We start from the raw sequence: 20472 nt of genomic DNA, 5'->3' as shown, positions 1-20472 counted from the left end.
CATGTCACTTTTCACCCTCTCACCCATGGTGTTGAATATGGTTTTTCCTTTATGGTACTTAACGATTGTGATCATGTTATTAATTGGTGTGTCCATGATTCTGATATCACCGTTCCTTACTAAGGTATCAAACATGGAAGAATCAATAATTTGAAAAATAAGTTGAAGTTTTAAAAGGTGAGCATTCTTCGACATCTGATGCTGGTTTTATTTCAGCTGAAGATATGTATGTTACACTCAGAGCAAATGCGTGCTGGAGGGGTACATAAATGAAAATTTTCATTACTATTCTATTGCTTTTAGCCATTATTATGGTTTTAGTTGGAGTTAGAAAGAAAGACCGTAAGATAATAACGATTTCCTCTATATCTACCGTCGGACTTCTTGTACTGTATATGTTTTTATTTCAATTTTAAGCTTATTGAAAGAGTACAAGCCTTGGGATTCTCCAGGGCTTGTTTTCATTTCCTCCCAAATAAGGTAATAAATCTTATAGAGGATCTCTTAACTCTCTTTTCTGGATATTGTATAATCACACCCAAAGAAGAGTAATAACCCGAAAACAAGGATAACAAAGGAAGAAGACAGGATAACATTATATAAAAATATATTGAGAATAGCATCAATGAACAACGCTGCAGCAAAAAATAAACAAGTTAATGAAGTTGCTTTCTTTGACGACCGACTGATCTTTTGTGAGGGAGGACCTTCCTCGAAAAACACGCCTAGCACATTCATTGTTAACCCTCTTAGATTTCTCATTCTATCGCTCCTATGAAAGTTCTGGATCCATACTCGGCCATAAACGTTTGACTGATTAAACACTCTACATTCTTTTAATCAAAAATAAAGAACAAATGAGACTATAGAAAACCCAGCTGTAAAAATTATATTAGTTAAAACAATTACTTTTTTTCTAATGCTAAGTCTTTTTTCCATATGCTTAATATATGCGACGATAAGCAGGAATCCAAACACAGATATTACCTGCCCTGCCCATCTTGTAACACAGCTATATATCTCATTGTGGCAAGACCCATAAGAAAAAGACCGGTATACCCTAGCACCATATAAAAATAAGAGTTCTTTTCTCTCTTCACTCATTCAACAATCTCCTCTTTTTCCTGCCTGTTTAGCTATCACAATACCATTACCCACTCCTTGCACTTCCTTTAGTTCTAATAAAAAGATTTGTTCTACCTGAGGAAGAATTGTAAAGAGTGAACGTACCCATACACTTAATCCAAGTAAAAACTGGCTGCTGAAGTAAATGAAATACCCTTAATATGAGTAATATTACTATAATTGTAAATACCTCCCTACAGAGTGTACGGGATCCCTTCCTTCTTCGTTTCATTGAATTTTTCAGTTTCAAAGACTGAGAACCCCGCATTTTTTATCAAGTGAAAATAGCATGCTCCTTACTTTTTTCAAAGGTCTCCCTTACCTTGTCCTTAGTAAAACACTTATCACTGTTTTATTTGCCTATTCATATGATGGCCTAGGTTCTTAAAATATTATGAAAGAAGGGAAGAAAGGAAGTGTCGTCTCCTATTGATTACACGTCACCAACAGCTCAGTATACATTTGATGTCAATACCAGCCCCTTGTTTAAGAAAGATCCCAATAATTATATAAACGTCTTAGGAGTTAACCAATTAAATACTTTGGAAAATGTCTCACTTCTTGACATCTTCTTAAGCAATGGTAATGTGGTTGAACCTCATTACCATCAAAATGCAGCTGAACTTGTTTATTGCATCTCCGGGGCTGCCAATGTTTCCATGTTAAATCCATTTACAAAACAGCTACAGACGTATTCTATAACGCCAGGTCAAGTGGCAAATGTTCCACAGGGGTGGTGGCATTACGAAATAGCAACTATGAATAATACTCACCTGTTAGCCATTTTTGACGCACATACTCCTGAAGTAATTCTTGGTTCTGACCTTTTAAAATTTACCCCCGCTAACATAATGGCTCATACCTATTGCATGGATCAGCAGGAATGGAAAAACGTAACTGCACCTGTAAAACCAAATACGTATATAGGCCCTTATTCAGACTGTAACAAGGAAGGATACTCGAACAAGCAACAAACATCCCTTCAGTATTCCCACCCCTACCAACACTCCTCTGGTTTGCCTTCTTACTATTGGACACAAAGCAATAGTTATGGCAATAGAACATAGACTCTCTTACACACATGTAGATAATATAGAATTCGTTTTGAACAATGTTAATTCAAAGCGAATTCCCTTATTTATAAAAAATGAATGCTATATAGGGATCATAATAGCATTCATCCTCCTCAATTTTCATCTTAGTACATACAACATTCAGACCCTTAGCGAGCCACGAAAACCTCTGGCAGCATAATAGGATTCAGCACCATTGTGGTACACAAAAACATGATCGTAGCGGCGGTCACAAAAGATGGCACCGCCAAGTTTTCTAATGCTAGCAGGTGTCTGTACCCAGCTGGAGGTTTTCATATCGAAATTTCCAAGTTTCTGCAAATACCGGTATTGTTCTTCTGTTAAAAGTTCAATGCCCATGGAAGTTGCCATATCAATAGCATTATTTTCTGGTTTGTGTTTTTTTCTTGATTCCAGCGCTTCCTGGTCGTAACAAACACTTCTGCGACCTTTAGGACTTTCTGTTGTACAATCATAAAATATGAATTCGCCTGTTTTTTTATCCTGACCTACTACATCCGGTTCACCGCTAGTTACTTCCATTTCATTGAGTGACCATAGTTTTTCAGGATTTTCTTCTAGTCTGGCTTGAACTTTCGTCCATTCAAGATCTTTATGCCTGTTCATATTTTTTCAAAACGGGATTTCAAAGTGCTAAGTAGTTCTTCGCGTTCTTCCAGTGACAACTCCCTCTTTTTCTTTGTCATAGTAAGCCCTCCTTGTTTGTGCTCCTGATATTATAAGAAATAGTCTGGAACTAGTGGAAACAAGTAATAATCTGCTCCAATAGCATTTAAGAAAGAAACGACTCTTCCTTTCAGCAATCAAACTCTCTACTGTTATGAGGAATCAAATACAACCGTTTCAGGTGTTATGTACGATCTACTATCCCTCAAGATTATTAACTGGCCATCTCTTTATTCTTCAACACATAGCTGGCCGCAGCTAACAAAGCAATGACCGACACTAATGTTACAACTAAGACGAGAGCGAAGCTTGTATCTAATCGGCCTTCCATTGCCATCGTTCCTACAAGGTCCAACGCCATTGCCGGGCTCCATGTCATCCATTGTTCAAGAACACTTGTAGTGATTGAAAGCCCGATGACCGAGGTAAGAGCCGCAAATGCGACAAGACCAGAAACCTTGAAAAGGGCATTAAAAAATACGGTCAATGTAATAATAAAAGTAAACCAGAGCCCGTAAAGGAGGAAGCTGTTTAACATGACCCAAACGAAAGGGATCCAAACAAGAGGTTAGTATAATACCAACTGGCCAAATACCCCAAAAATAATGATAACCACCCCAGCACTATCATTCCTGTCCATTTTGCTGTTACATAAGATGCATGGGGAACAGGCCTGACCAGAATGAGTCCAGCAACTCCACTACGTCTTTCTGATGAAATCAACCCCATGGAAGCCAATACAATTACCAGGATGCCCAACATATTGAACTGCGATGTAGTCATCATCAGGACTTCGCCTGGGGAAGGCATAGGCATTTCAAAAACCGCTCCTTCAGGCAATCCACCTACACTTTCCATTATAACCGGCATGTAGTATGTAGATAATGGTTCTGTCAGACCTAAGATAATAAAAACAAGCGGCACCCATATCCATTTGAAATTTCTCCACATTTCCAGGCATTCTTTTTTCCAGAGCTGGATCCACTGGTTCATTGATTCACCACCTCCATGAACAGGTCTTCCAAAGTAGTCCGGGCAACTTCAAAGCTGATAAGAGGAATTTCCTGCTGAACAATATCCTTCAACATGAGTTTTTTTGCCTGCTCGAGATCATTAACTCGAATCTTTGCTAGATCATCCTCAAACTCAATATCCTCAACCTGATCCCATCCCCACCATTCTTGTAACCAATCAGCTGCCATACCTTTCACCTGAACATGAATCTTGGCTTTTTGTTGCTTAGTGCGTAGGTCGTGAATATTTCCTTCGGCAACCTTCAATCCTTTCCTGAGAATTAGTACATCGTCACTAACCTCTTCAGCATCGTTCAGAATATGAGTAGAAAAAGCAATGTGGTTTCTTTTTTCAAATCTTTCATCATTTGCAGAATTTCACGGCGGCCAATAGGATCCAGTGCAGATACGGGCTCATCCAGCATTAGCAAAGCTGGCCGGTGAATCATGGCCTGAGCAATTCCCAGCCTCTGTTTCATGCCACCCGAATATTTACCTATGCGTTGATTTCCCGCCTCTTCAATACCAACACGAGTTAACAACTCGTCTGCTCGAAATTTCGCCTCATTAAATGAAAGGTGTGATAGTCGCCCAGCATACATTAAAAATTCACGACCAGTCATCCAATCATAAAATACAGGATGCTGAGGAAGGAAGCCGATGTATTTCCTATTATCATTCCTGGCCTTCGTTTTAGTAAATTGGATCGTTCCATCCGTAGCTTCAATAGACCTGACAACATTTTAAGAATTGTGGTTTTTCCTGCGCCGTTGGGACCAAGCAAGGCAGTGCACCTGCCATTTTCCAAGGCAAAAGAAACGTCACGTACAGCATGTTCCTTACCATAACTTTTTGTTAACTGATTCACAGTAACTAATGACATCGCTAATCCTTCCTTCCAATAACAAAATAAAGGATAGGACCTAATATGTTGACAAAAATAATAATCATAATCCACATCCATTTTGGGCCATTAGTTTTATCCCTCTTGAGGCAATCTGCAAGCGCAGTGATTATCAATAGTAATTGAATGACAACTATTGGTGCGAGCAGTTGCCAATTAATCATTTCCAAACCATTTATCAGCTCACTCACTGATTATCCTCTCCTTCTTGCTTTTATCCTATATGTCTATCTATTCTATTTCTTTACCATTATCCTCTATTTCCCACAGTGGGAGAGTAAAAGTAAAACAACTGCCTTTTCCAACTTGACTATCAACATGAATTTGACCGTTATGAGCTTGGATGATGGATTTGGAAATGGCGAGTCCTAAGCCTGTGCCACCATTGTCTCCAGATTTTGAATGCTCACCACGATAGAACCGATCAAATACATGAGGAAGATCTCCCGGTGCAATACCATATCCGTTATCTTGGACTTGAACCTCCAGTTGATCCTTCTCTTCGTCTACATCGAAGGAAACTTCCGTTTGATCTGCACCATACTTTAGAGAGTTATAAATCAAATTGCTCATTACCTGTTCAATCCGTGCCTGGTCAACAGCAATATATTCAGAAGGAATTTGCTGTCCTTTCACCACGAGTGTAAACTGCTTCTCCTTTAGGTCCAATTGCACAGCATATAGAATTCGAGTAAATAGTTTTCGACTATTGACAACCTCTTTCTTCACAGACATTTGCTCCACGTTTATCTTTGAAAACTCAAATAGATCTTCAATCAAATGATCCAGCTGATTTGTCTTGGTTTCAATCACTTTCAAATATTTTCTCTTTGTTTCCTCATCTCGGGCAATATCATCCTGCAGTCCTTCCACATACCCTTTGATAGAAGCTAAGGGTGTGCGTAATTCATGAGAAATACTGGCAACAAGTGCCTTTCTGTTCTGTTCATACTCTTGCTGTTTATCAATGGACTGTTTAAGGTAGTGACGCATCATATTGAAACCGCTTATGAAGCGTCCAATCTCATCTTTTTTTCCATAAGGAAGCGGATAATCAAAATTCCCCTCTCTAATTTCCTCCGTCGCCTGATAAATCTGTTTAAGGGGAATGACAACAGTTCTTGAGATATACCACGTCCAACCTATGATAAGGCAAAACAGCGTCATTAGTCCGCACCCTATAATAAATAAAAGGAGCGTCAGCGCCTGATTCAACGTATGAAAAGGTTCTGTTCCCATCGTTTGTCCTTTTACTAGTACGGTCCATATCCCACCTGTGTCCAACATAACCTGGAAATCAAGCTGGTTTAGGTCAGGAATAATGCCTGCCGACCATTCGTCCTCAATGAACAAACGAGAGTGAAAAAGTTCTTCTTCCCCTTCACTATGAATCATCAAATCAATTTCATACTCATTGAGTAAAGGTTCTATACGTGTATAAAACTCATTACGATCTTCGATATATGCTGCGTGTCTGAATACCTCCGTTCTCACTTCATTCATCATCTTCAAGAGTGTCTGATCCGCCATATGATCTGCTTCTTCTAGCGCTCAGAGTACAGGAACATGAGAACCGCCATCACCAGGATGGGAATAAGGATGATTGATGAAAAGGCGATAATTAATCGTGTCTTGATCCCCATGATGAATCATGCGCTCCCGTCAAATTTGTAGCCTACGCCCCAAACCGTCTTGATATAAATTGGTTCTGCAGGATCGGGCTCAATTTTCTCTCGTATTTTTCGAATATAAACCGTTACTGTGTTCAAATCACCGTAATGGTTATAACCCCAAATCTGATCGTATAATTGCGATTTTGAAAAAACTTGTCCCGGATATGTAGCCATAAATTTCAAAAGCTGAAACTCTTTTGCGGATAGATTCACATCCTCCCCTGCCAGCATGACAGTGAACCCTTTCTCATCAATCTCCAACTCATTAAAGCTGAGCGTGTGCCTTCCTTCAGAGGGATCTCCGTAATACTTGTACCTGCGCAGCTGTGCCTTGATCCTGGCAACTAATTCTCTGGGACTAAAAGGTTTGGTGATGTAATCGTCTGCTCCGATACCAAGCCCTATAATTTTATCCGTTTCACTTTTTTGGCAGTCATCATTAATACCGGAGCAGTGGATTCCTTCCGAATCATACGTAATACTTCGATCCCGTCTAGTCCAGGAAGCATGATATCGAGGACTATAAGCGTGGGTTTGTTCTTGTGAAACAAACGAATACCTTCCTCACCATCCGTTGCAATAAGGACTTCAAATCCTTCTGATAACAAATAATCTTTGACTAGATCCCCGATCTCTACCTCATCTTCAACTACGAGAACCAGGTCTTTTTTCATTTCCAATAATCCCTCTTTTTTGTTCGAACTGCTCAACTGGCAACCCCCAATCGGATACGAAACGTTCATCCTGCACCCTTTATTTTTTCATATTGTATCATTGGAAGAGTGAACAATACCTATTCTCTAAGAAAAATCTTAAGGAGGCCTTATGTAAATATTAAAAAAGTATTAAAAATGGATTGTAATAACATCTACAAACACAAAAAAAGGTAGCCAAGGATCTTACCAATCCTTGGCTACTTTTTTCATACATGACTCTTGTCTCCTATGTATCACACAAACCAAAGCAGCCAGGTCAGTAGCGTTTGGCCAAGACAACAAATGAAGAGAATACAGTAATGATTGTTAATGCTGCTAGCAAACTTACCGTCTGATATCCAGTTAAGGAAACAAGTTCAAATTGTAAAAGCGGCATGAGAATAATCATATAACCTAAAATAAAGAAGTAACTAAAAAACATTCCTCTTTCTCGTATTCTTTTTGACCGTTCATCATTCTCTTTAAATTGTGGATAGAGGTATGAGAGAGAAAAAGTCATAAGCGTTGTACCTGCTAATACCAGTTCATGCCCAACAAAGAAATTCCCAGTTGATATGCTGGCATAACAAATGAGCACACTGTAAATCAAAAGTACAAAGCCGGTGATTAAGAAAAACATTCTCCCTGCTTTATTACTCATTTGCATAAAAATCCACTCCTAATGATACAAAGGCTAAATCCATCACATGGTGCTTCAATAACAAATTCCATTTTCATGCTCTCTTCTATTATAAGTGTATCTCCTTTTGAAACTTTTGGTCCTCCGTTACCATAACTTTCCACACATTTCCTGGAATCGAGCAGGATACAGCGATGGCACCCTCCGGAAGGTCTTCTTCTTGTTGAGCGGGGGCCTCCTGTTCAGATATATATTCTGATAGTCCTTGTTCTCTCCAACGCTCTCTTTCTTCATTAAAAGATGTTTGCTGATGGCTTTTAAATCCTTCTGCACTATGTTTTATCGACTCTCTAAACTCAAGGTAATCTCTAAGCTTAAAAGTTGTCTCTGTAATATCGGCTTCAAACTTTCCACGAAGAAAATCTTCACGGAGTTTTAATAATTCATCTGCTTCTACTGGATAATATTGAATTTGGTCAAAGAATCTAAGAAGCCATGGTTTTCCTGGTTCAAAACTTTCTGTATGCCTGAAACGATTCCACATCTGTATGGTGCGCCCGACAAACTGACAACCACCGGTCCCTCCATTCCGTAAACGCACGTTTATGCTCCGCCAATTCCAACAGCATTTTCAGGTGTCCAGGTTCGTGCGGGATTATATTTTGTCGTCACCAAGCGATGACGCGGATCAATTGGTGTGGCTACGGGGGCACATCCCCTAGGCCAAGGACAAGATAGTTTGCATCAAAAACAATATTCTTCTTACAAGTTACTTCTTTTCGTTGGGAAACTGATTTCTTATTCAATTAAAATGATAGATTTATTCTAGTAATACTTGTTCGGTATGAAGAAAACAGGGTAATGTCAACTTTTTTAATCTCATTTTTTTAGGCTCTGTTAGCTCTTCCTTTCTTGTTTACTTACCAGTGCCCCTATATCCATCTCCTAGTATCATAGCTTCGCTTGTTATTCGAGATCATTGTCCCAACCAGCCTCAAACATGTTTCTATGAGTAGGGGGTGGACAGTTTACTTAACAGTATCCTTTGTACACGCACTCGTTCGCTGTATGTATATTCATGTTAACATTGATTCCCTTTATAAGGGCACCGAACGAAAAAGCAGTCGTATAATTATACGTTTAACATCTTCCTGTCATAGGAATGGGATTATATAGTCTTTTAAAAGGAGGAGATTACTTTGAAGAAAACTTCGGTAGTACTCGTCCCTATTTTTGCAGCTGGTGCGGTGTTTGGAGCAAGTGGTTTGACCGCAGGAGCTACAACGACTTCCTCTACAACAGTAGAGCATGGTGATACTTTCTGGAGCATCGCTCAGGAGCATAATATGACAAATCAAGAAGTTATGGACTTGAACCAGGGGCTTGATCCGTACTATCTTCTTCCTGGCACGGAAGTTATGCTTGAGACTGACGACGGAGCAGGTGATTTTGACGGAGTAGAAACTCACACTGTGGAAAAAGGTGAAACATTCTACAGCATTGCCCAGCAATATGATGGAGTTACTGCAGACGAATTAAACAATATTAACCATGGTCTTGACCCTGATGCAATTCCAGTTGGAACTGAAATCTTACTGGAAAGAGTTGATGACCCAGGTTATGTAGACGGTCCATTCACTCACAGAATTGAGGAAGGTGAAACATTCTACAGCATTGCCCAGCAGTATGAAGGTGTGACAGTTGATGACCTTAAGGAAGAAAACCCTTATTCCGACCCTAATAAACTGACGATCGGAGCCACTATTGGCATTCCGGAGTAAAGATAAACAGCTTTAAAAATACCTCCGTTTTCCTACGAAGGTTATTTTATTTGGCTCTACACTATTTGTTGGGTTTTAGAAAAATTAGCTATAAAAACACGCAATCTCCGATATCCTTTACACTTGAATTGTCGAAAAACAAGGTAAGGATAGGAGTTGCGTGTACATGTTTTATCATGGAATATTCCGGGGTTTGTAGTGAATTAAATATAAACCAGCGATGTTATGGACGATTTGCATGTGCATTTTGGATAAAATGCACCTACCTTTGTTCTCAATTAACTCCTAAATAAACTGTTGCCTCTTTTACTGTAGACATTGTAGGAATGTCACTTAGATTAATGTTTAACTTTGTTGCCTCTATAGCTAATTGAGGCCTTAAACCGGTTATAATAGACTGTACTCCAAGGAGAGATAAGACTTGTTTCATTTTAAAAAGATAATTTATCACGATATCATCCAACTCGTATACCCCAGAGAAATCTATAATTACATAATTGAGTTTTTGAGCCTGTACTTTCTCCGGTATAATTTCTAAGATCATCCTAGCCTTCTCGAAATCTATCTTACCTACTAATGGAAGAACGGCTACGTCGCTCATTATAGGCACTATGGTTGCGGATAATTCATTTATTTCCTTCATCATTTCGTCCTGCTTTTTTTCGCTTTCTTTACGGGTTGTAATATCCCGTATATATGTCTGAATGGCCTTATTATTGTTCCCCAACATAACTGGATGACAGTATAATTCAACCATTACAGTTGTTTTGTCCATTCTATATATAGTTTCTTCAATAACGGCTGCAGGAGTTTGGTAAGCAGATTGAATCCTTTGCTTAATCGCAACCTTCGAGGATTCTTGAAAGATATCTAGTGGACTTGCTCCAATAACACTTTGTTTATCGGTTCTAAACAAATCCTCAGCAGCCCTGTTTATATAAAGAATTTTATAGTCTGTATGAATAATAACCGGATCAAGGGAAAATTCGATTACTTCACGATAGTCTATATCTGAGATACTATCACACATTTTTCACCCCTATATTAATAAGATACGCCTCTTAGCATAACACAATACAGGATGAACTCTCGCTCCCCATTATTTACAATGTCTATAATCCGTTTCAAACTGATGACCCCCTACATGGTATTGGCTCCGAGGTATTGCCCGATATTAATAAACAGTTTAGTCTATTGGAGGAGCACCACGAAAATATTTCCATTGCGGATGCATATAATGGATTTTACGAAAATCAAGCAGACTATATTATCGAGGGAGATATTCATCCAACAACTGAAGGACAGAGAATCCTTGCCGACGTTGGAATTGAGGTTCTCAAGCCTTATTTTGAAAACTAATAAAAGCTGAGTCTTATGGACTCAGCTTTTGCTTTTTCTTCTATATTTTCTATGAATTTTTTTTATAACCTTACATAAAATTAATTTTCCTTTAGGACCGACTGGTTATTATAACTGACTAAATAAAGATAATGATTATTTTTATTTTTAAACTAGAATGGTGTCCTTCTTCAACAATACGCCCATTATTGAAACACTATATTCCGTGTTAGTTCCTTTTTAAGTTTTCGCTCACTCCCACTTTTGGCATAAAGAAGCATGGATTACTCTTTAAAATCTCTAAGGTCAAGCCGGTAGACATCATCACCTCTATCATTTGAAATGACAAAGTGACTCTCTTTTGCATAGTCTCTTAAGGCTTCAAGTTCTGCCTTCTCGGGCGAGCCTGAAAGTTGAGAAGTCCTGTTCTCTGTTCCTAGTATGTATTGCTGTATGTAAACAAGGGTTCCGTTTTCTCTAATCGGACCTTTTACAGGGATAAAGAAGCCCTGCTCTATTTGTTCTTCGTCGTTAAATATGTTGTGACCCACGCTCCCGCGAACAAAGGTGTAAAGGGACTCCAGGGGGAGTATTCTAGGCGTGTATCGATTTTCAAGTAAAGATTTGGAGCTTCCTGAAGGTAGATACGGTATTCAAGCTTGGATAGTGTAACCTGTGTATCGGGCTGGCCGTGATATAAAGACATTTTATGGTCTTCAGATATGATGTTTACGTCTACTTCTTTCACTTTAATATCGTTGGTAAGTGGATTGAGGGAACAAGCAGTGACTAAAAGAGATAATGACGCAGCCAGCGATAAGATGATATAGGTGCCGCGCAATTAAAAACCCCCTTTCTAAAAAGCATTTTTGTAAAATATGGTGTTACATTATCATATTTTTTGGAATTATTTAACCACTAATACATTACTTTCTTAAATATAAAAAGGGTTACTGCTTCGTAGTTTCTATATTTATACCTTTAATCTACCCCTTGAAGAAGAATTCCTCACTTGTTTCATTGGCAATCAGGTTTCAAGAACCTTTATCACCTGAAAATAACTTCCATCAGGTTTCTTTCCAGCTCCTTAGTTGAGGATAGCTCTTATTGTCATTCTTTTTCCGCATACGCTTCATACCAAGTAATATAAGAAGAATAAAGCTTGCTCCCAAAATTATAAACATTATTAAAAAGCTTGCTCCTGCTCCATACGTAATTGTATCTTGAAACGTCATAATCGGTGGTGCACCATATTCTGTTGGCATGATCAAGAAACGAGATATTTCTAAGTATCCTAAATGAAAGCCTATGGATGCCCACAAACTATCTGTCCAGAGTCGCATTAGAGCCAAAGCTATGCCGAAAAAGAACAGTAAAATCATAGAGGGAATAATAAAGATGTTTTCAACTGGTACCATTCCAACGATTACTTGTAATACTGAAACCCCAATGGAAACCCCCACAAAGAAAACTGTCTGTATGAACACAGAAAACCAGACGGTGAAACGGTGACGTAGCACATCGAAGACAAATCCCCTCAAGGCGAGTTCCTCAGGCAAAGCTTCGTAAAAAAACGCAATCAACATATTAAAAAGGAATGCACCGATCCAATACTGGGGTGCGTGCCATTGATCAATGGTAAGCCAACCTAATGAGCTGGAAATGAATAACCCAACGAAGAAGAGTCCGATCACAAGAAAGAAGCCGTAAAAAAGTGATGTGCTCTTTTTAAAGAATAGACGGGTCTTGTCGGCTTGCCCGTAACCCTATATAGTCTCTGATAAACATATAAAATGGATGGCACAACGATGAGACTCATCACGACTGCTTGAACAATGAATCTACCATCTCTAGTCATTAATAACTGATCTTCGACAATACTCCCAGCAAATGTAGCCAGAAATAATCCGAGAGTGACTATTCCCCAACCACCAAGTAACATAGAAAACATATTCTTCAACTTCGGTTCTTCCCCCTCCCTGTCTTCTTTTCAATAGTATGCTTACAATAATCCCTTCTTAGGATTAAACAAATGTAAATGCCCCTGCTTAGAATGCTTTTCTCTGGTAAATAACAGTAGTAATTCCCCAGGAAACAGCGTAGAAGAACAACACAATTACCGTCGCTCCAGTGTATATAACAGGGAAGGATAAACTGGAAATAAAATCAGTAATTGCTGTTAAATTCTCAGCTAAAAATATGAAAATAGGTGGTCCAATACCTGCTAATAGAAGAAAGGTAATGAGAACAACATAAGATATATAGCCAGGCTTAAATATATAAAACAGAGGAAAGGTGAATGCCGCAAACAGCAGGAATAAACCACTGGCGATGGCAATATCTGTTGCCGAAAACAGAGTATTCGAAACAAATAAGGCCAAACTAGTCACTACAATAGCTAAAATCATATATACAATAGCACCAATATAGCGTGACGCGATAATTTCTTTACGTGTATAAGGTAAGGAGTTTAATAAGATATTCGTCTGCGCTTTCTCATCGTAAGCAAATGAATTAAACGGAATAAAAACACTGGCAACGAGAAAAATCAAAGCAGGATGAGAATCCATAATAATAAAAAAAGAGATGAAAGGAAGATAGATCCATAGTTGCCGTTTTTGTAATATGACATCACGCCTGATTAAATTAAACATTTTGTTTGCCTCCTTTCATGTAATACATAATATCTTCCAATGATGCTTGTTCAATAACAACAGAGTCTCTGAACGTATTTTTCACTGCTTGAATATTGTCTGTTAAAGCCTCAAAGCCTGTTGGGGCACGATGAACATGAATGAAATCCGATTCCGTATCTCTATCCAAGAGATCAATGTCTCCTTTCACAAGTGCATAGTTTTCAGCTACATCGTGAATGGAGTGATTAAACATTAATTCCCCTTTATTAATAAAAGCAATATAATCAGCGATGCGATTTAAATCTGTCGTAATATGTGTGGAGAAAAAATTGTTCGGTTCCCATCAACCATTAATTCTTGCAATAAATCCAGCAGTTCCCTTCTGAAAATAGGATCCAGTCCTGCTGTCGGTTCATCCATTATGATGAGCTCTGCGTGATGCGACAGGGCAATAGCTAATGAAGCCTTCATTTGCATGCCTTTTGAGAATGTTTTGATCGCTTTATTAAGAGGTAAATCGAATTGTTTCACATATTGATTAAAAAAGTTGATCATCATTGTGTGTAGGCGGGTCCAACAATTTGCTTAATATCTTTTAGGTTCAGCCTTCAAAAAATACATTGCCATCATAAACAAAACCAATGCGTTCCTTGATCGCCTTTTCATGTGTCTTATAGTCCAAACCAAAAACCTTCACTTCCCCAGCATCTGGCTTTAATAAATTCATCATCATTTTTATCGTTGTTGATTTTCCCGAACCATTTTCACCAATAAATCCTGTAACAAAACCTTTCTTCACTTGCAAATCAATATTTTTCACGGAAAAACCATTCAAATTTTTCGTAACGCTTTCTAATTCAACTACATATTCCATTCAATTCACTCCTCGTATAACAAGTCCAGTAACTGGTGCAGCTCATCTAGAGACAATCCAATTTCCCTGCTGTTTGTTATGACCGCACTCAGCTGCTCCTCAATTACTTTAAGCTTCTTTTCTCTTATAATCTCTAAATTTTGCTCTGCCACGAAAGATCCTTTACCAACAATGGAGTAGATAAATCCTTCCTTCTCCAATTCCTCATAAGCGCGTTTTGTCGTTATAACACTAATTTGCAAGTCCTTTGCGAGTTGTCTCATGGAAGGTATAGCTTCTCCCTCCTGTATTTCACCTGATAAGATTGAAGATTTAATTTGATTCGTAATTTGTTCATATATCGGCTCCTTTGAACTGTTGGAGATTATAATTTGCATGTCGCTCCCTCTTTTTTAAAAGAATAAGTGTATCTAGTGTTTATATGTCATATATACAATATGTACATTATATACACACTTAAGAAGTTGTGCAACAATTTGTTGGGTACGAAAAGAAACTACACCTACTATTCTGATACCTTTAAATAAAAATTAAAAAAGACAAAAACGCATGATTGAAAAAGTTTCTAATCATGCTTTATTCGTATAAAAGGGAAATAATCCATAAACTCTGTTATTGCATGAAACCATTAGTGAAGCTTTTCGTATCAACTTAATAGTTAACGTACATTCTCAGCTTTAGTGCTTGCTACCTACTGTCATTCATCGTTTCCACCATAGAGAAGGGTCTGCTTTAACTCTCTTACTTTAAAGGTCTTGGTTCCCTGACCGAAGAAGATGATCTCAAAAGCAATAAAGAAATATAGATGTATTGGTAAAGCTGGCATGAATGATAGTGATAGAATTTTAACAATACAAGGAAACCTTGGGATGTATTACTAACAGGAAGAACTAACGTCCCAAATAAAATTACAACATCATATAAACGAGGAATTTTTATGACAAAAATGATTACTTTGTGGTGTGTAGCACTGTTTGGTATTTGCTTGCGATGGGCTTTCATAGGCGAATTTGATCCCAACCAATTATTGTTCTCTTTTGTGGATTAGTATACAGCAAAGGAAAAAAGACTCGGCTTATACTCCTGTTCATTCTTCCAGGCAATGGTCTACTTCTATGAGGGATAAGTGGCTAACTAGAGAAAAGAAGATATATAAAGAAGAGTCATTAGTGGCTTCTTATAACCGGGTGTACACCAAAACCTATCATAAGATTATAGCTGATTTGATGCGTACTCCAGGGCTTTGGTTTTTGAGGTTGAAGTTTAATTTTATAAACGGTGGCAGCTCATTTTTGGTTACAAGTGAAACCAAAGAGAGAGGTAATGAACACTATACCATATGGGAGAGAAATACAAAGGTAGCCGAGATTTATACTGACCTTCGAGCAAAAAATATAGCTACGTTACGAGAACTGACTCGGCTCACAATCGGTGAGCATGCTTACGAATTCCGTGCCAGGAGTATTCGATCAACAATTGAAGTAGTAAAAGATGGTGACCTTATTGGGGAAGTTTACAGAGGGCCTTATGGGGAGCGCTTCTTAAGGGTGGAGCCTGGACAAGTAAACGAGGAAACAGAACCCTTTGATTATCGGATGGATTGTGTTTACTTACCGGTTTGATAAATAATTCGCTTTTCTAGTTCATCCTTCCTCAACTAGTTAAACCTTCACCTTTCATCCTTTTGGTCGAGGATAAAAAGCGAGTATTTTAAGATGATTTGCCATGTCTGCTGTATGACTCATTGCAAAATAGTAGGTTATGTTTTGAGATAGATGACTAGTTGGCAAGCAACCGAAGGCTTTCTTAGAGTCTTGCTGAAAAACAAGTCATATTTTCTACTTGTCAGCTTCCTGTTCTTTTTTCACTCGGCGTTTATTCATCCAAGGAATAATAAAGCACCAGGAAATAAAACCACCTATTGATAGACCTATGACGTATCCCCATCTTATTTCCTCATATACAAAGTAACCAAAGAGGATTGCAATGCCAGCAAACATGGCAGCAGAAATCAGACCGTTTTTGAAGTTTTCACTCATTATATCTCCCCATCCTATTAAGATAGTCTGTTAAAGTAATCTCAATCATTTCACATTAATATGAAAGGAGAAAATAAAAATGTGGCCATTTATCGGGACCACTTCAAGCCCTATTTGTTCTGCTGGTACACTGTTCTTACTCATCTTTTCGTTTTTTCCTCAATATTAGTAAACTTCCAGGTGCACAGGTACCGTATACAATTGGTTTTGCCATGCTTGAATTAATAAAAGCTGAAATGATAAGCGGGAAAAATGATACGACTAAAAGAGTGATCGCAGTTAGTCAAAATAGATTCTAGTTTCCTAATCAAGCGAGCACCAGTCTTATAAAAAATGGCCTTTCCCATGGTGTTCATCCTGATTCATTTAGTAGAAAACGTCAGGCGGATTTCTTATTTTTAATGTGGTAAATACCAAATAACAGCACAGCCAATGGACCAGTGAGTGTGGACAGGTACAGCCTGCCGCCGAATAAATAGGGCAGTCCCAAAGCGAGAAGAAGAGCAAAGAGAGGATAGACAATGATATACATAAGGACGTCTTTATTCATCATTATCTTTTCCCCATGATTTTTAACTTTTATACGAAACCGAATAATAACTGATAAAATAAAGAGAATGATAAGAACCCAGTAATACCATTCCATCAAAACACTCCTTGGTTAATGACTTTTATAAAAGTCATTGCCCTGTAATTCCCCCTGCTAAACTCCTATCATTTTTTGCATGTTCATGGATACTACCTCTCAGTGTTTCTTAACACGACTATTGGAATTCGTCACGTCTAAATATTTAGGAATATATTGTATTGACCTTCCTATAGGTAGGCGAGTATCCCCAAACCCAACTGTCAATCAGCCCCCCCATGAGGGATATTCCTGTGACCTTATCAGCTAACTTAATTTGCTTATAAAAGAAAACGAGATTTTGAATAAAACCCGTTTTCTGCCACAGGCCATTGTAACTTTCAAAGAATTTGGGATTAATAATTGAGGAGTAAAAAGCCAATCTTCTTTTATTAGTGGCTGTAAGTGAGGATTCTGGGGGTTGTTTGTACCAGATGGAAGAGTTGAGAGAACAGAAAAGCCTTCTATGATCCTTCTTACAGGAAAGGTTAAAGAAGGCTCTCTTTCACTTCCGCTACTTTCAACTGAATGATGTAATACATTATTTGCATTAGGTCTAACCAATTTTTTATTTAAGCTCCTTTTAAAAAGTTCATTCCTTCCTCAAAGGTGCCAAAATGATATTCCTTGGTATGACTGGATTCTGAGCTGGTCCTTTTTAACTGCATCTTGGAAATAGCACTATTAACAATGACAGCAGCCCGATTCATTCCTTTTTGCAACAGCCATTCCTGATGTTTTACTACTTCCTGCTGCGTGTCGGAAGGCCAGGCTACCACGTTCATTTCCACAATTACGTCAAATGTAGAAGCTTGAAGTTCCTTTAGGTACTCTTCAACTTTGTTATTAACTCTCTTAACATCTTCCGGTGTCACTTTCCCTTCCCATCTAATGAAAAGGATGCTTGCTTCCCTATCTTCAATTCTTACGTTCCACATTAGCTCTACCTCCATAAGTTATTAACTTTATTATCTTCACAAGACTATTATACTAGTTCATACTATCTATTTACAGTAATAAGTTTTATAATTATTATTTTTTTGTTATGCATAGGTTATACATAGAGGTGATCTTAATAAAATGAAAATAACCCTCAAACTGAAGTATGAGGGTAAGAACTTACACAACGATAAGCAACTGTTATTACACAAATTATTTTATTGTACTCGGATTCTACTAAATATTAGGGGATTTACCTATATTTGCTCTTTTAAATTCTCAATATAGTTTTTTGCTTCTATTAGTGATAATCCTAGATGATCTCTCGCCCTCTTTACTGCTAATACGTCATTTCCCTCTTTAATAAGGTCACGTAAATAGTTATTTATCGGGTCTTCTACATTAGAATGTTCTGCTAGTTTCTCTAATGTGTATGTCATACCCTTTAACCGTGTTTCTAAAGTAATTACTTTTAGTAGTAAAAACAGTACCAAAAGAAAAGTTAACGTAATAAGTATTTGATCCATATTTTTCACCTCTCAGTCAAATAACAAGGGTGATGGTTGTTTTCATTTAATTGTTACGTGAAATAACAAAGTAATGTAGATAAAACCGAACTGCTTTAGATTAAGTATTTTGATTAGAAGACCTTGTCTGTAAAGATGCTAATAACATCTAAGAAAATGTTAAGTGCATAAAGGAATTTCAGACAGACTATATATATTCGAGGATTTTTAAAAAGGTACTGTCTTTATGCAGTAGCATTGCATATATAATAATACACGCCGTGTCCATAGAAAAGAGCCCTCCTAGGAGGGTTCTCTTTTTTGTCCCTTCAAACAATTAAAAATGGTGCTAAAGTATTTCCTCTAGCCTTACTCTGTTTCAAAACCAGGCTGCACAATAACAAATCCTTCTCCTTCAAACTTCATTTGAATTGATTCACCACTTCCTCTCCCGAGAAAGGTACGGTAGTTGATGTCGGTGTGAAATTCCGGTTCCAGTTCTCCCGACCAGGCCACCGTGGCAGTTGGATCAGTATACACGGGGTTTCCTTGGCTAACAGGAAGTGTCAGCGGTTCAAAGTATGTGGTAATCGCTGCTTTTCCTTCTCCTTGCAGGGTAATATTAAATAATCCACCAGACATCATGCCGGCTACTTTACGCATCAGCTGTATATCCCAATTTACCGTTGGTTCAAAGGCCAAAAGATCATTACCATTCACGGTAAGTTGACGGTTTTCCAGTTCGAGAATTGTGATTCGTTTTCCCTGGTCTGCTAAAAATAACCGTCCCCGACCGGTTGCCTTCATCAATTCTCCGCCTTCATTGGTAAATGTCTTTTTGAACATGCGCTCTACTCCGTGTTCTAACGCTCGCTCCCGTTCAAATTTAATGTTTCCTGTATAAGAAATCATTGCGCCCATTTTTGCCCATATTTCCCCCGTTAAATCTACCTCGAGAATACGCTCCGACTGCAGTCCGAATGCTTCATCCGGCGTGTCCTTTCTCTTTGTCTTTTCCACAAATTCATGTATGGAGTAACTATTCAAGGTTCCAGCCTCCTGTAATAGAAATAATTTTGAGTGTTCTCTTTAATTAGAGATAATGAGGATAGTATAATCTTTTTTATTTTTCAGATCTTTAGTACTATCACCCACTCATTTTTATTTTTACGTGAGAGATCCCCTTGGGGTTTCGCTGTTCTGCGTTGTTTATATAGTCAAAAGTCAATTTCTTAGAACAAGTTTGTATCATTTTTATCTACTTAAAGTTTGTAAAAGTATTAGCCAGTTGACAGTATTATTCCTGAATTTGTTTTATAATTCTTGCTGGGTTTCCTCCTGCGAGAACATTATCTGGTATACCTTTTGTAACGATAGAGCCAGAAGCAATGACAACGTTATTACCTACTGTAACGCCTGGATTAATAACGGCTTTTCCACCAATCCACACATTATCTCCTATTGTTACCGGCCTCCCATATTCCACCCCGGATATTCTTTTACTGGCAGGTAATGGATGAGTAGCAGTATATATATGAACTCCTGGAGCAATAAAGCAATGATCACCGATTCGAATTTCGCACACATCTAGAAATACACAATCAAAATTAGCAAAGAAGTTTTCACCTGCGTGTATGTTATACCCGTAATCACATCGGAACGTTGGCTCTATGTATAAACTATCTCCCACGGAACCGAGCAGCTCTTTTAATAATTCGGTTCTTTTCTCCATTTCTGTTTCGTTTGATTCATTGAATAACCTTGTTAGTCTTCTAGCATTTGTTCTTTCTGCTAGTAATTCCTGATCCAATGGATTGTAGGATTCACCGGATATCATTTTTTCTTTTTCACTTTTCATTAGGCATTCTCCTTTTTATCAATGTTCTTTCTACATATCTTAAAACGACGCCCGAAAAATGTGAAA

General features: G+C 38.0%; 27 protein-coding genes and 4 pseudogenes. 4 read left to right on the top strand and 27 right to left on the bottom strand.

The window, feature by feature from the left end:
* Window positions 1-504 precede the first annotated feature (504 nt).
* Entirely contained in the window at window positions 505-762 is a 258-nt protein-coding gene (locus JCM19033_RS09355) for a hypothetical protein (protein WP_157049823.1), read from the bottom strand.
* Between the two features lie 78 nt (window positions 763-840).
* On the bottom strand, window positions 841-1104 hold the full coding sequence (locus JCM19033_RS09350) for a hypothetical protein (protein ID WP_054636114.1): 264 nt from the start codon (window positions 1102-1104) through the stop codon (window positions 841-843).
* Between the two features lie 437 nt (window positions 1105-1541).
* Between JCM19033_RS09350 and JCM19033_RS09345 the strand changes: the two genes are divergently transcribed.
* Window positions 1542-2192: a cupin domain-containing protein gene (locus JCM19033_RS09345; protein ID WP_054636113.1), complete on the top strand. Its 651-nt coding sequence runs from the start codon at window positions 1542-1544 to the stop codon at window positions 2190-2192.
* Window positions 2193-2339: 147 nt separating this feature from the next.
* On the opposite strand, the pseudogene JCM19033_RS09340 reads toward JCM19033_RS09345, so the two are convergent.
* The 11 genes and pseudogenes from JCM19033_RS09340 to JCM19033_RS22135 form a co-directional block, all read right to left on the bottom strand.
* Window positions 2340-2905, bottom strand: a pseudogene (locus JCM19033_RS09340) (DUF4256 domain-containing protein).
* A gap of 194 nt (window positions 2906-3099) precedes the next feature.
* On the bottom strand, window positions 3100-3423 hold the full coding sequence (locus JCM19033_RS25490) for a hypothetical protein (RefSeq protein WP_054636112.1): 324 nt from the start codon (window positions 3421-3423) through the stop codon (window positions 3100-3102).
* Window positions 3417-3878 carry an ABC transporter permease gene (locus tag JCM19033_RS25485; RefSeq protein ID WP_054636111.1) on the bottom strand — a complete coding sequence of 154 codons (462 nt, stop codon included), beginning with the start codon at window positions 3876-3878 and terminating at the stop codon, window positions 3417-3419. The genes JCM19033_RS25490 and JCM19033_RS25485 overlap by 7 nt, the downstream gene beginning before the upstream one ends.
* Window positions 3875-4165 (bottom strand): DUF4162 domain-containing protein, encoded by a 291-nt coding sequence (locus JCM19033_RS27385; RefSeq protein WP_306301295.1) that lies wholly within the window; start codon window positions 4163-4165, stop codon window positions 3875-3877. Before JCM19033_RS27385 ends, JCM19033_RS25485 begins: the two co-directional genes overlap by 4 nt.
* 47 nt (window positions 4166-4212) lie before the next feature.
* A pseudogene (locus JCM19033_RS27380) lies at window positions 4213-4781 on the bottom strand (ABC transporter ATP-binding protein).
* A 2-nt stretch (window positions 4782-4783) separates the two neighbouring features.
* On the bottom strand, window positions 4784-4993 hold the full coding sequence (locus JCM19033_RS09320) for a PLD nuclease N-terminal domain-containing protein (protein WP_269758094.1): 210 nt from the start codon (window positions 4991-4993) through the stop codon (window positions 4784-4786).
* Between the two features lie 40 nt (window positions 4994-5033).
* On the bottom strand, window positions 5034-6308 hold the full coding sequence (locus JCM19033_RS09315) for a cell wall metabolism sensor histidine kinase WalK (protein WP_198153467.1): 1275 nt from the start codon (window positions 6306-6308) through the stop codon (window positions 5034-5036).
* A 143-nt stretch (window positions 6309-6451) separates the two neighbouring features.
* Entirely contained in the window at window positions 6452-6736 is a 285-nt protein-coding gene (locus JCM19033_RS27375) for a winged helix-turn-helix domain-containing protein (RefSeq protein WP_306301294.1), read from the bottom strand.
* Window positions 6737-6876: 140 nt separating this feature from the next.
* The gene (locus JCM19033_RS27370) at window positions 6877-7185 is read right to left on the bottom strand and encodes a response regulator (RefSeq protein ID WP_306301293.1); all 309 of its coding nucleotides are present in this window, start codon (window positions 7183-7185) and stop codon (window positions 6877-6879) included.
* A gap of 262 nt (window positions 7186-7447) precedes the next feature.
* A complete protein-coding gene (locus tag JCM19033_RS09305) occupies window positions 7448-7837 on the bottom strand; it encodes a hypothetical protein (protein ID WP_054636109.1) in 390 nt (129 codons plus the stop codon).
* Window positions 7828-8571 (bottom strand): annotated as a pseudogene (locus JCM19033_RS22135) (carboxyltransferase domain-containing protein); the annotation flags it as partial. The gene JCM19033_RS09305 and the pseudogene JCM19033_RS22135, both read right to left, overlap by 10 nt.
* A gap of 438 nt (window positions 8572-9009) precedes the next feature.
* Between JCM19033_RS22135 and JCM19033_RS09295 the strand changes: the two are divergent.
* The gene (locus JCM19033_RS09295) at window positions 9010-9591 is read left to right on the top strand and encodes a LysM peptidoglycan-binding domain-containing protein (RefSeq protein WP_054636107.1); all 582 of its coding nucleotides are present in this window, start codon (window positions 9010-9012) and stop codon (window positions 9589-9591) included.
* Between the two features lie 274 nt (window positions 9592-9865).
* On the opposite strand, the gene JCM19033_RS09290 is transcribed toward JCM19033_RS09295, so the two are convergent.
* Window positions 9866-10621, bottom strand: coding sequence for an STAS domain-containing protein (locus tag JCM19033_RS09290; RefSeq protein ID WP_054636106.1), 756 nt, complete (start codon window positions 10619-10621; stop codon window positions 9866-9868).
* A 134-nt stretch (window positions 10622-10755) separates the two neighbouring features.
* Between JCM19033_RS09290 and JCM19033_RS23390 the strand changes: the two genes are divergently transcribed.
* Complete coding sequence (locus JCM19033_RS23390) at window positions 10756-10950, top strand: hypothetical protein (RefSeq protein ID WP_198153466.1); 195 nt, start codon at window positions 10756-10758, stop codon at window positions 10948-10950.
* A 263-nt stretch (window positions 10951-11213) separates the two neighbouring features.
* On the opposite strand, the gene JCM19033_RS09285 is transcribed toward JCM19033_RS23390, so the two are convergent.
* The 7 genes and pseudogenes from JCM19033_RS09285 to JCM19033_RS09255 all read right to left on the bottom strand — a co-directional run bounded on the left by JCM19033_RS09285 (window position 11214) and on the right by JCM19033_RS09255 (window position 14816).
* The gene (locus tag JCM19033_RS09285) at window positions 11214-11480 is read right to left on the bottom strand and encodes a hypothetical protein (RefSeq protein WP_054636105.1); all 267 of its coding nucleotides are present in this window, start codon (window positions 11478-11480) and stop codon (window positions 11214-11216) included.
* Entirely contained in the window at window positions 11444-11770 is a 327-nt protein-coding gene (locus JCM19033_RS09280) for a hypothetical protein (protein ID WP_054636104.1), read from the bottom strand. Before JCM19033_RS09280 ends, JCM19033_RS09285 begins: the two co-directional genes overlap by 37 nt.
* A 226-nt stretch (window positions 11771-11996) precedes the next feature.
* The gene (locus JCM19033_RS09275; RefSeq protein ID WP_054636103.1) at window positions 11997-12623 is read right to left on the bottom strand and encodes a CPBP family intramembrane glutamic endopeptidase; all 627 of its coding nucleotides are present in this window, start codon (window positions 12621-12623) and stop codon (window positions 11997-11999) included.
* Window positions 12620-12871, bottom strand: a complete 252-nt coding sequence (locus JCM19033_RS24230; protein WP_198153465.1) for a hypothetical protein — start codon at window positions 12869-12871, stop codon at window positions 12620-12622. Before JCM19033_RS24230 ends, JCM19033_RS09275 begins: the two co-directional genes overlap by 4 nt.
* 106 nt (window positions 12872-12977) lie before the next feature.
* Window positions 12978-13583 carry an ABC-2 transporter permease gene (locus tag JCM19033_RS09265; RefSeq protein ID WP_054636101.1) on the bottom strand — a complete coding sequence of 202 codons (606 nt, stop codon included), beginning with the start codon at window positions 13581-13583 and terminating at the stop codon, window positions 12978-12980.
* Window positions 13576-14439, bottom strand: a pseudogene (locus JCM19033_RS09260) (ABC transporter ATP-binding protein). The gene JCM19033_RS09265 and the pseudogene JCM19033_RS09260 overlap by 8 nt, the downstream one beginning before the upstream one ends.
* A 5-nt stretch (window positions 14440-14444) precedes the next feature.
* Window positions 14445-14816 (bottom strand): GntR family transcriptional regulator, encoded by a 372-nt coding sequence (locus JCM19033_RS09255; protein ID WP_054636100.1) that lies wholly within the window; start codon window positions 14814-14816, stop codon window positions 14445-14447.
* Between the two features lie 792 nt (window positions 14817-15608).
* Here JCM19033_RS09255 and JCM19033_RS09250 point away from each other — a divergent pair.
* The gene (locus JCM19033_RS09250; RefSeq protein WP_054636099.1) at window positions 15609-16061 is read left to right on the top strand and encodes a hypothetical protein; all 453 of its coding nucleotides are present in this window, start codon (window positions 15609-15611) and stop codon (window positions 16059-16061) included.
* A 216-nt stretch (window positions 16062-16277) separates the two neighbouring features.
* Here JCM19033_RS09250 and JCM19033_RS09245 read toward each other — a convergent pair whose 3' ends face one another.
* The 6 genes from JCM19033_RS09245 to JCM19033_RS09215 all read right to left on the bottom strand — a co-directional run bounded on the left by JCM19033_RS09245 (window position 16278) and on the right by JCM19033_RS09215 (window position 20406).
* The gene (locus JCM19033_RS09245) at window positions 16278-16478 is read right to left on the bottom strand and encodes a hypothetical protein (protein WP_054636098.1); all 201 of its coding nucleotides are present in this window, start codon (window positions 16476-16478) and stop codon (window positions 16278-16280) included.
* 379 nt (window positions 16479-16857) lie between these two features.
* On the bottom strand, window positions 16858-17124 hold the full coding sequence (locus JCM19033_RS09240; protein WP_054636097.1) for a hypothetical protein: 267 nt from the start codon (window positions 17122-17124) through the stop codon (window positions 16858-16860).
* Window positions 17125-17675: 551 nt separating this feature from the next.
* The gene (locus JCM19033_RS09230; RefSeq protein WP_054636095.1) at window positions 17676-18041 is read right to left on the bottom strand and encodes an STAS/SEC14 domain-containing protein; all 366 of its coding nucleotides are present in this window, start codon (window positions 18039-18041) and stop codon (window positions 17676-17678) included.
* A 258-nt stretch (window positions 18042-18299) separates the two neighbouring features.
* Complete coding sequence (locus JCM19033_RS09225) at window positions 18300-18482, bottom strand: hypothetical protein (protein WP_269758093.1); 183 nt, start codon at window positions 18480-18482, stop codon at window positions 18300-18302.
* 435 nt (window positions 18483-18917) lie between these two features.
* Complete coding sequence (locus JCM19033_RS09220; RefSeq protein WP_054636093.1) at window positions 18918-19595, bottom strand: AIM24 family protein; 678 nt, start codon at window positions 19593-19595, stop codon at window positions 18918-18920.
* A gap of 250 nt (window positions 19596-19845) precedes the next feature.
* Complete coding sequence (locus tag JCM19033_RS09215) at window positions 19846-20406, bottom strand: sugar O-acetyltransferase (RefSeq protein WP_054636092.1); 561 nt, start codon at window positions 20404-20406, stop codon at window positions 19846-19848.
* Window positions 20407-20472: the final 66 nt, after the last annotated feature.

This window comes from Thalassobacillus sp. C254, assembly GCF_001310615.1.
The sequence above is the reverse complement of the archived record's forward strand: the minus strand, read 5'-3'. Positions and strand labels throughout refer to the sequence as shown.